Source organism: Moraxella sp. K127, from assembly GCF_015223095.1.
GTDB lineage: Bacteria > Pseudomonadota > Gammaproteobacteria > Pseudomonadales > Moraxellaceae > Moraxella.
This window is the reverse complement of record NZ_JADFBZ010000103.1, coordinates 1-1,049: the sequence shown is the minus strand read 5'-3', so window position 1 is coordinate 1,049 and position 1,049 is coordinate 1. Positions and strand designations below refer to the sequence as shown.

1 protein-coding gene is annotated in these 1,049 nt (G+C 45.4%); it reads left to right on the top strand.

Translation table 11 applies throughout. The features are described 5' to 3' along the window. Positions 1-1,049 (top strand): RNA-guided endonuclease TnpB family protein (locus tag IM753_RS12785; RefSeq protein ID WP_194109445.1); only part of this gene is annotated, 1,049 nt, incomplete at both ends.

The window sequence follows — 1,049 nt, the reverse complement described above, 5'->3', positions numbered from 1 at the left end:
AACCGCCTAAGTGGTTCGGTCAATTTCGTATGGAACTACGTGAATGACTTGAGTTACAAGCAGCTACAAAAGACGGGCAAATTCTTTTCCGCCTATGACCTAAACGAATATACCAAAGGTAGCGGTGAGTTACTTGGCTTACACTCGCAAACTATCCAAGCCATTAACGAAACCCACGCCAAAAGCCGTAAGCAATTTAAAAAAGCCAAACTATCATGGCGAACCAACAACCCCAATGCCAAGCGTAAATCGCTTGGCTGGCTACCGTTTAAACAATCCGCCATTAAACACATCGCTACCCGCCAAACAGGCAAAAAAGGATTAAAATCAACCCTACAGCTTAGTTTAGCTAAAGGGCAAAAGCTCATCATTGACCTATGGGACAGCTACAACCTTAGCCTATACCAAATTAACACCTGCGAACTGGTGCAAGACAGCCGTAATCGTTGGTATGCGTGTATTACCGTCAAAGACTATCCAAAAACCGAGTGCGGAACAGGTAGTGTAGGCATTGACCTAGGCTTAAAAGACAGTGCCACCGCCTCAAATGGCGACAAGCTACAAATCAAGCAAACGCTCAAATATGCCAAAGCATTAGCTACCGCTCAACGTGCCAAAAACAAACAGCGTGTCAAGGCAATCCATGCCAAAATTAAAAATACACGCCAAGACCTCATACACAAATTCACCACAGGGCTAGTTAAGAATAACGCCCTAATCGTGGTTGGTGATGTAAAAACCACCCAATTTAACAGTAAAAAAGGCAAACTAGCCAAGTCGGTTTACGATGCAGGTTGGTTTGAACTGAAACGACAACTGACCTATAAGTGCGAGAACGCAGGTTGTCGTTTTGAAATCGTGAATGAACGATACACTACCCAAACTTGCTCGTGCTGTGGCGATATGTCCAGTAGTCCGAAAGGTAGAGCAGGTTTGCGAATAAGAGAATGGACTTGTGCAAAGTGTGGCACACGGCATGATAGAGATATCAATGCCAGTCGGAACATTCTTGCGGTCGGGCTTGGCCGTCTGGGAGCAGGAATCCCCTC